The 7,896-nt window shown below is 73.0% G+C and carries 7 protein-coding genes; 3 read left to right on the forward strand and 4 right to left on the reverse strand.

Annotated elements, in window-relative coordinates; genetic code table 11:
- Positions 1 to 187: 187 nt before the first annotated feature.
- Complete coding sequence (locus ACWDBE_RS28150) at positions 188 to 1,369, reverse strand: globin domain-containing protein (RefSeq protein ID WP_449790702.1); 1,182 nt, start codon at positions 1,367 to 1,369, stop codon at positions 188 to 190.
- A gap of 73 nt (positions 1,370 to 1,442) precedes the next feature.
- Complete coding sequence (locus tag ACWDBE_RS28155; RefSeq protein WP_449790703.1) at positions 1,443 to 1,904, reverse strand: RrF2 family transcriptional regulator; 462 nt, start codon at positions 1,902 to 1,904, stop codon at positions 1,443 to 1,445.
- 265 nt (positions 1,905 to 2,169) lie between these two features.
- Between ACWDBE_RS28155 and ACWDBE_RS28160 the strand changes: the two genes are divergently transcribed.
- Positions 2,170 to 3,780, forward strand: a complete 1,611-nt coding sequence (locus ACWDBE_RS28160; protein ID WP_449809448.1) for a YVTN family beta-propeller repeat protein — start codon at positions 2,170 to 2,172, stop codon at positions 3,778 to 3,780.
- A 242-nt stretch (positions 3,781 to 4,022) separates the two neighbouring features.
- On the opposite strand, the gene nagB is transcribed toward ACWDBE_RS28160, so the two are convergent.
- Together nagB and ACWDBE_RS28170 are read right to left on the reverse strand one after the other, a co-directional pair.
- The gene (nagB, locus tag ACWDBE_RS28165; RefSeq protein ID WP_449793617.1) at positions 4,023 to 4,805 is read right to left on the reverse strand and encodes a glucosamine-6-phosphate deaminase; all 783 of its coding nucleotides are present in this window, start codon (positions 4,803 to 4,805) and stop codon (positions 4,023 to 4,025) included.
- A 297-nt stretch (positions 4,806 to 5,102) separates the two neighbouring features.
- The gene (locus tag ACWDBE_RS28170) at positions 5,103 to 5,510 is read right to left on the reverse strand and encodes a hypothetical protein (RefSeq protein ID WP_449793616.1); all 408 of its coding nucleotides are present in this window, start codon (positions 5,508 to 5,510) and stop codon (positions 5,103 to 5,105) included.
- A 375-nt stretch (positions 5,511 to 5,885) separates the two neighbouring features.
- On the opposite strand from ACWDBE_RS28170, the gene ACWDBE_RS28175 reads away from it, so the two are divergent.
- A complete protein-coding gene (locus tag ACWDBE_RS28175; RefSeq protein WP_449809449.1) occupies positions 5,886 to 6,221 on the forward strand; it encodes a hypothetical protein in 336 nt (111 codons plus the stop codon).
- 250 nt (positions 6,222 to 6,471) lie between these two features.
- The gene (locus ACWDBE_RS28180) at positions 6,472 to 7,572 is read left to right on the forward strand and encodes a calcium:proton antiporter (protein ID WP_449793614.1); all 1,101 of its coding nucleotides are present in this window, start codon (positions 6,472 to 6,474) and stop codon (positions 7,570 to 7,572) included.
- Positions 7,573 to 7,896 lie beyond the last annotated feature (324 nt).

Below are 7,896 nucleotides of genomic sequence, written 5' to 3' on the forward strand. Positions count from 1 at the left end.
CCGGGCTCCCTCCTGCCGAACTGCTGCCGAACTCCTGTCGAACTCCCGGCGGACGTACGGACGTACGCGCGCACGGACGGTGCCGGACGCCGAGCGGCACCGGTCCGCTCGTGATCGTACCGAGCGGACCGGTGCCGCGGTGGGACCTCGGGTGCCGAGCCCCGGGCTCAGGCCCGGGGGCCGGGACTCAGGCGCCGAGCCACAGGTCCGGGCCGAACACCTCGTAGTGGATGTCCGCCGCCGGGACGCCCGCGGTCAGCAGCTGCTCGCGGACGGCGCGCAGGAAGGGGAGCGGGCCGCAGAGGTAGGCGGTGGTGCCGGCCGGGACCTCGACGGTGGAGAGGTCCACCAGGCCGGTGCGCTCGGCCGGCCACTCGCCGAGCGGCTGCTCGTAGAAGACGTGCGAGGTGGCGTTCGGCAGCGCGCTGGTGAGCTGCGCGAGCTCGGCCCGGAAGGCGTGGCTCAGCTGGTCGCGGTCGCCGTGGACGGAGACGATCCGCCGGGTGGAGCCGGTGGCGGCCAGGTGGTCGAGCATGGCGGTCATCGGGGTGTTGCCGATGCCGGCGGAGGCGAGCAGCACCGGGCCGTCGCCGTCGGCCAGGGCGATGTCGCCCAGCGGGGGCGCCAGCTCGATGGAGTCGCCGGCCTTCAGGTGGTCGTGCAGGTGGCCGGAGACCTCACCGCCGTCCTCGCGCTTGACGCTGAAGCGCAGCGCGCCGTCGGCGCCGCCGGAGAGGCTGTACTGGCGGATCTGGTGGGCGCCGTCGGCCAGTTCGGTGCGCACCGAGACGTACTGGCCGGGGCGGAAGGCGGGCACCGGGCGGCCGTCGGTCGGGCGGACCAGGTAGGTGGTGACGGCCTCGGTCTCCTGGACGCGGGCGACGACGGTGTAGGTGCGCCACAGGTCGGCCGGGTCACCGCCGGCGGCGACCTCGGCGCGCAGCCGGTCCTCGATGGCGATCAGCGCGTTGGCCATCAGCCAGTAGACCTCGTCCCAGGCGGCGGCGACCTCGGGGGTGACGGCCTCGCCGAGCACCTCCACGATGGCGGCGAACAGGTGCTCGTGGACGATCTTGTACTGGTCGTTGCCGATGCCGACGGAGACGTGCTTGTGGGCGATGCGGGCGAGCATCGCGTCCGGCCGCTGGTCCGGGTCGGCGATCAGCGCGGTGGCGAAGGCGGCTATCGAGCCGGCCAGGGCCTCGCGCTGGCTGCCGTTGGCCTGGTTGCCCCGGTTGAAGAGGTCGCGCAGCAGCTCCGGGTGCGCGGCGAACATCCGGTCGTAGAAGCGCGGGGTGATGTCACCGATGGCGGCGCCCACGACGGGCAGGGTGGCCTCGATGACCTCGGCGGACTTCGCGGACAGCATCAGACGGCTCCTCATTGGTATCTGAGATGCGTATTAAAGGCCGCAGGGTGGTACGCGGCCCCGGGTGGGCTGATCAGCCTGTGGGTCCGGCGGCCCCGGTGGGTGCGGTGGTCAGGTCGAGCAGGACCGGACCGGTGGGGGAGGCCACCAGATCGGCGACCGAGAGGTGGTCGAGCGCCGCGAAGAACGCCTCCTGGGCGCCCCGCAGTGCCCCGCGCAGCCGGCACGCGGCCCGCAGCGGACACGGCGGATCGTCCTCGCAGCCGACCACGTCGCCGACCCCCTCCAGCTCCCGCAGCAGCAGCCCGAGCGAACCGGTCCGCCCGGCGAAGGTGAGCGTCAGCCCGCCGCCGCGACCGCGTCGGGCCTCCACCACTCCCATGTGCTGCAGCCGGCTGACCACCTTCGCCGCGTGGGTGTACGGCACGCCGACCGACTCGGCCACCTCGCGGGTGGTCGGGGTGTCGCCCTCGTCCAGGACGGCCAGTCGCATGGCGATCCGTAGGGCGATGTCGGTGCTCTTGGTCAGCCTCACGTTCGAAACGCTATCGAATGCGAGTCTCCGACTCCAATTTTCTGCACGACTTCGATCGAGACCCTCGACACACCGGTTCGCCGGGGGTGCTTGCGATCGAATCTGAACAGTTGGCGACATTAGTAATCACTCCCTGACGGAATGTCAGGGCGGCTCTTACGCTTCCCCCGGCTCCGAACACCACCACATCCGCACCGTTCGTACCGCCGAGCAGCTGGAGAGATCCGTGAGAACAGCCCGCACACCCCGCCGTACCCGGACGGCCGTGGCCGCGATAACCGCGACCACGGCCGCGCTGCTGGCACTGCCCGCGACGGCCGAGGCCGTCACGCCGCCGCCGGGCGTCGCCGCGCACGTGGCGGTGGCGCCGTACCCGGCGGGAGTCGCGCTGACGCCGGACGGCGGCCACGCCTACGTGACCAGCCAGAGCAGCGGCGCGGTCAGCGTGCTGGACACCGCGAGCAACACCGTTTCCGGTACCTTCACCGCCGGGACGGGCTCGTACGCCGTGGCCGTCTCGCCCGACGGGCACCGGGCCTACCTGACGCACCACCTGGACAACACCGTCAGCGTCGTGGACACCGCCACCGACACCGTCACCGCGACCGTCCCGGTCGGCGCCCAGCCCTGGGGCCTCGCCCTCTCCCCGGACGGCTCCCGCGCCTACGTGAGCAACGCCGCCGCCGGCACCGTGAGCGTGCTGGACACGTCGTCCGCCACCGTGACCGCGACCGTCCCGGTCGGCGCCGAACCGCACGGACTGGCCCTCTCCGCGGACGGCACCCGGCTGTACGTCGCCGCCTCCGGCGCCAAGGCGGTCACCGTGGTCGACACCGCGGCCGGCACGGTGAGCGGCACCGTCCCGGTCGGCCACAGCGCCTTCGGCCTCGCGCTCAGCCCGGACGGCACCCGGCTGTGGGCCGCCGACGGTGACGACGCCACCGCCGCGGTGATCGACACCGCGGCCGGCACGGTCCTCGGCACCGTCGCAGTCGGCTCCGGCCCCTACGCCGTGGCCCTCTCCCCGGACGGCGCGGCGGCCTACGTCTCCAACTACGCCGACAACACCCTCAGCGTGGTGGACACCGCGAGCCGGACGGTCACCGCGACCGTCCCGGTGGGCGCGAGCCCGTACAGCCTGGCCCTGACCGCCGACGGGCGGCACGGCTACCTCGCCGACTTCACCGGCAACGCCGTCGACGTGGTGAACTTCCCGCTCCCGGTGCCGGACGTGACCGCGATCAGCCCGAACGGCGGCTCCGGGCTGGGCGGCACCGCGGTGACCATCACCGGGACCGACCTGGCCGGGGCCACCGGCGTGACCTTCGGCGCGGCCGGCGCCGCCACCTCCTTCAGCTGCACCAAGGCGAGCTGCACCGCGACCGCCCCCGCCACCACCGTCACCGGGCCGGTGGACGTCCGGGTCACCGCGCCCGGCGGCACCAGCGCCGTCGTCGCCGCCGACCGCTTCACCTACACCGCCCCCGCCGCCCACCTGGGCGTCGCCCTCACCGCGACCCCGGTGACCGGGCTGCTCTCCAGCCGGGTCGACTACACCCTCACCCTCACCGGCCAGGGCCCCGACCCGGTGACCACGGCCACCGTCGCCGCCGACCTGCCCGCCGGGCTGAGTGCGACCTCCGGCGACTGCACGATCGCGGGAGGGAAGCTCGGCTGCGCGCTGACCGCGCCGCTGGCCAAGGGCGCGAGCACCACCCGGCACTTCTCGATCACGGTCGGCCTGTTCTCGCTGCTCCGCAGCTGGGACGTCACCGTGGCCCGCACCGCCGGGGTGCCCGCCGACCCGTCGCCCGCCACCAGCCGGGCCACCCGCAGCTGCAGCGCCGTCCTCGGCCTGCTGGTCACCTGCAAGTAGCGCCTACCGGCCGCGTCCGGGCAGCCGCGTCGGGCCCCGCCGAAACCTTTCGGCTGGGCCCGACGCGGCCTGGCGCGGCCCGGCGCTGCCGGGCGGGCGAACACCGACCGGCTCCGCAGGCGCCGAAGCACCTGGCAAACGGCCGGGGCGCCGGCCACCGAGGGGATTCGGTGGCCGGCGCCCCGGCCGTCACGGCGTCGGAACGCTCGGAGCCGTCGGAACGCTCAGGACTGTCGGAACGATCAGAGCTTCTGCCAGGCCGGCTTGGCCGCGTAGGTGTCGCGGAAGTAGTCGGCGAGCTTGAGGCGGGAGGCGGCGGCCTCGTCCACCACCACGGTGGCGTGCGGGTGCAGCTGGAGCGCGGAGGCGGGGACGGCCGCGGACAGCGGGCCCTCGACGGAGAGCGCGACGGCCTCGGCCTTGGCCTCGCCGGTGGCCAGCAGGACCAGGTGGCGGGCCTCCAGGATGGTGCCGATGCCCTGGGTGATGACGTGGTGCGGGACCTGGTCGATGCTGTCGAAGAAGCGGGCGTTGTCCTCGCGGGTCTGCCGGGTGAGGGTCTTGATCCGGGTCCGGGAGGAGAGCGAGGAGCAGGGCTCGTTGAAGCCGATGTGGCCGTCCGTGCCGATGCCGAGCAGCTGGAGGTCGACGCCGCCGGCCTCGGTCAGCGCGCGGTCGTAGGCGATGGCCGCCGCGGCGATGTCGGACGCGTTGCCGTCCGGGCCCAGGAAGGACTCCTCGGTCAGGCCGAGCGGCTCCACGACCTCGCGCAGCACCACCGAGCGGTAGGACTCCGGGTGGCCGGCGGGCAGGCCGACGTACTCGTCCAGCTGGCAGATGCGCGCCTCGGCGGCGTTCAGCCGGCCGTCGCGGACCCGCTCGGCCAGGGCCTGGTAGATCGGCAGCGGCGTCGAGCCGGTCGCCACGCCGAGCAGGGCGTCGGGCTTGTCGGTCAGCAGATCGGTGATCGCCGCGGCGATGAGTTCGCCGGCCGCACGGGCGTCAGGGACGATCACGATTTCCATACTGGGTCCACCGTTCTGAGGCGAGTCTGAGGTCTAGACCTCCGAGGTCTAGACCAGTTTGCCGTGTGGGGGTGCCCCAGGTCCACCCGGGGCCGGACCCGGGTGATCTTCCGACTGTCGCGCCTTCTGCCTGGTGGGAACGGTGGGGGCCGTTCGGCCGGGAGGGGAGGTCCCGGCCGAACGGCCCCGTTGGTCCTGCTGTTCACTGCTTCCCGCCCCCGGGCCGTCCGGACGGCTGCCCGGTCGTACGGACGGCGTGGTGGGGGTGGCGGGTGCGGTGCCTCGGTGGCCCCGCGGTCAGAACGGGTTGGTACAGGTGGTGCTCTGCTTGGTGACGTCCAGCGCGGGGCCGGCGGTCGCGCAGATCACGCGCGGGGCGGTCGCGGTGACCCGCGGGGTGACCGCCTTGGCGGAGCCGAACTGCACGGTGGTCGCGGTGGCGACCGTCTCCCACGGGCTGCCCCAGGCGGACTGGGTGCGGACGTCCACCCGAACCATCGTCAACTGACCGGGGTCGGCGCTGACCTGGGCGACGCCCACGATGCCCTCGCCGTCGGCCTGGTGCGAGATGCAGGGCCGGTTGAGCACCGACGCGCAGACCGCGGCGTCGGTTCCGGTCGTGGTGGTGGCGGCTGTCGCCGGAGCTGCGGCCAGGGCGGTGATCCCTGCTGCCGCCAATGCCACAGCTGCGATCCGAGCGCGCATGATGCGAACCTCCTTGGAAATTAAGGGAATCTCACTCCTTGAGATGAGTCTTGCACACATCGTGGAGGCCGCGTGTGTGCGTTGCGTCACACTCATGGTGACCGTTCAACTACATCCTGCAACCATTCGGCATTCGTTCAGCGCACGGACAACTCCCGTCCTGACGGACGATCAGTTCGTGAGTCTCCTCGCCCGTCCGGGTGGCGGGTTTGCCTCCGGGGCGAATGGGGCGGATGTCGTCGAGCCGATCCCACGGAGGTGCCGCCTGGGCACGGTCATCGTGCAACTTCCCGCCCCGGGGCCCGAGATGGCGCCGCCGGGCGGAGCCCCCGCCCTGCTGCGGATGGGCCCGGGTGGGGCCGCCGCACCCTCGCCGTGGTCACCGTCGAGGACCCGGACCACCCCGCGCTGGACGGTGCCGTCGCCTTCGTGATGGAGTGTGCCGCCCGCAGCCTCCAGGACCTGCTCGCCGAGGCCGGGCCCGGTACGGCGGTGCCCGGCGCCGAGCGCATCCTGACCGAGGTCTGCGCCGGACCGACCCGCATGCACCGGGCCGGCTGGGTACACGGGGACCCGAAACCGGCCAATGTCCCGCCGATGCCCGACGGCACCGCCAAGATCGCCGGCTTCGGCCTCACCGCCGAGCTGGAGGGCACCCGCGCCTGCGCCCCGCCGCTCGGCTCGCCCGACCACGTCCCGCTCGAGCGGTGACCCGAGCACGCCGGAGCCCGCGGCGTCGCAGTGCGCCCCCGCGCCGGCGTCTGGGCCTTCGGCGTGATCGCCCACCAGCTGCTGACCGGCGGTCTCCCCGAACGGCTTCGGCAACATGTCGACAAAGCGCTTCGGTATCTTCATGACTACGGTGGGTGAGCGCCAAAACGGGATGAGTTATGCCACATCCATACGCATCCCCGGCGCGGGCACCCGGGTGACGGGGCTGCGGTCTGGGATCCTCGGCGGCATGATCACGAAGCTCCGCGCCGTTACCGCGCAATGGACCGTCATCATTCCGGTGGTGTCGTTCCTCGTCCTTGCCCTGACCTGGCACGAGGAGCTGCCCGGCTGGGTGGTGGCGGTGGTCGCCTGCTTCCTGGTGGGCGCCGTGCTGTCCGCCGTGCACCACGCCGAGGTCATCGCGCACTGGTCGGGGGAGCCCTTCGGATCGCTCGTCCTGGCGGTGGCGGTCACCGTGATCGAGGTCGCGCTGATCGTGACGCTGATGGCCGACGGCGGGGCCAAGTCCTCCACCCTGGCCAGGGACACCGTCTTCGCCGCCGTGATGATCACCTGCAACGGCATCCTCGGACTGTCCATCGTGGTCGCCGCCGTCAAGTACCGGACCGCCGTCTTCAACGCCGAGGGCACCGGCGCCGCGCTCGCCTGCATCGCCACCCTCGCGACCCTCAGCCTCGTCCTGCCGACCTTCACCACCAGCTCGCCCGGCCCGCAGTTCTCGACCACCCAGCTCACCTTCGCGGCCACCGCCTCGCTGGTGGTCTACGGCCTGTTCGTGGCCACCCAGACCGTCCGGCACCGGGACTACTTCCTGCCCGTCACCCCCGAGGGCCGGGTGCTGGACGAGGAGGAGCACGCCTCCCCGCCCACCATCCGGGCCGCCGGCGTCAGCCTGCTGCTGCTGGCCGTCGCCCTGGTGTCGGTGGTGGGCCTGGCCAAGGGCGTGTCGCCGACCATCGAGAAGGCGGTGGACGATGCCGGCCTCCCGCACGCCGTGGTCGGCGTGGTGATCGCCATGATGGTGCTGCTGCCGGAGACCATCGCGGCGCTGCGCGCGGCCGTCCGCAACCGGGTGCAGACCAGCCTCAACCTCGCCCTCGGCTCGGCGCTCGCCAGCATCGGCCTGACCATCCCGGCGGTCGCGATCGCCTCCAGCTGGCTCCCCGGCCCGCTCGTCCTCGGCCTCGACCCGGCGCACATGGTGCTGCTGACCCTGACGATCGTGCTGCTCACCCTCACCGTCATCCCGCGCCGGGCGACCCCGCTCCAGGGCGCGGTGCACCTGGCGGTGCTGGCGGGGTACGTGGTGCTGGCGTTGAACCCGTGAGGGCCCGCCACCCGTAGTCCGGTACGCAAGCCCCTGGTCGTCCCCCGTGCGGCCAGGGGCTTCCGGCGTTCCCGGGGCCGGACCGGTCGCGCTCCGGCCGGGCGGGGTGCGGGTCGGGCGGAGCCAGGTGGGGCCGGTGGGGCTGGTAGGGCCGGTGGGGTTGGTGGGACTCGTGGTGAACCCGGGGAGGGACGGCGGCCGTGGTCTCGAGTGAGGGCCCGGCCCGCCCCCTTGGGTTCTAGGAGTCGTTGCAACACCCCAGTTCAGGGGATGCATTGGACTTCGAGATCCGCGAGGACCGGACGGCTCAGGGGCCTGTGAAGC

The organism is Kitasatospora sp. NPDC001132, from assembly GCF_053598415.1.

Bases quoted from the DNA above. Each gene is read 5' to 3' on its own strand.
- ACWDBE_RS28170 (WP_449793616.1), bottom strand. From the start codon at position 5,510: ATGCGCGCTCGGATCGCAGCTGTGGCATTGGCGGCAGCAGGGATCACC.
- ACWDBE_RS28180 (WP_449793614.1), top strand. From the start codon at position 6,472: ATGATCACGAAGCTCCGCGCCGTTACCGCGCAATGGACCGTCATCATT.
- ACWDBE_RS28150 (WP_449790702.1), bottom strand. From the start codon at position 1,369: ATGCTGTCCGCGAAGTCCGCCGAGGTCATCGAGGCCACCCTGCCCGTC.
- nagB (WP_449793617.1), bottom strand. From the start codon at position 4,805: ATGGAAATCGTGATCGTCCCTGACGCCCGTGCGGCCGGCGAACTCATC.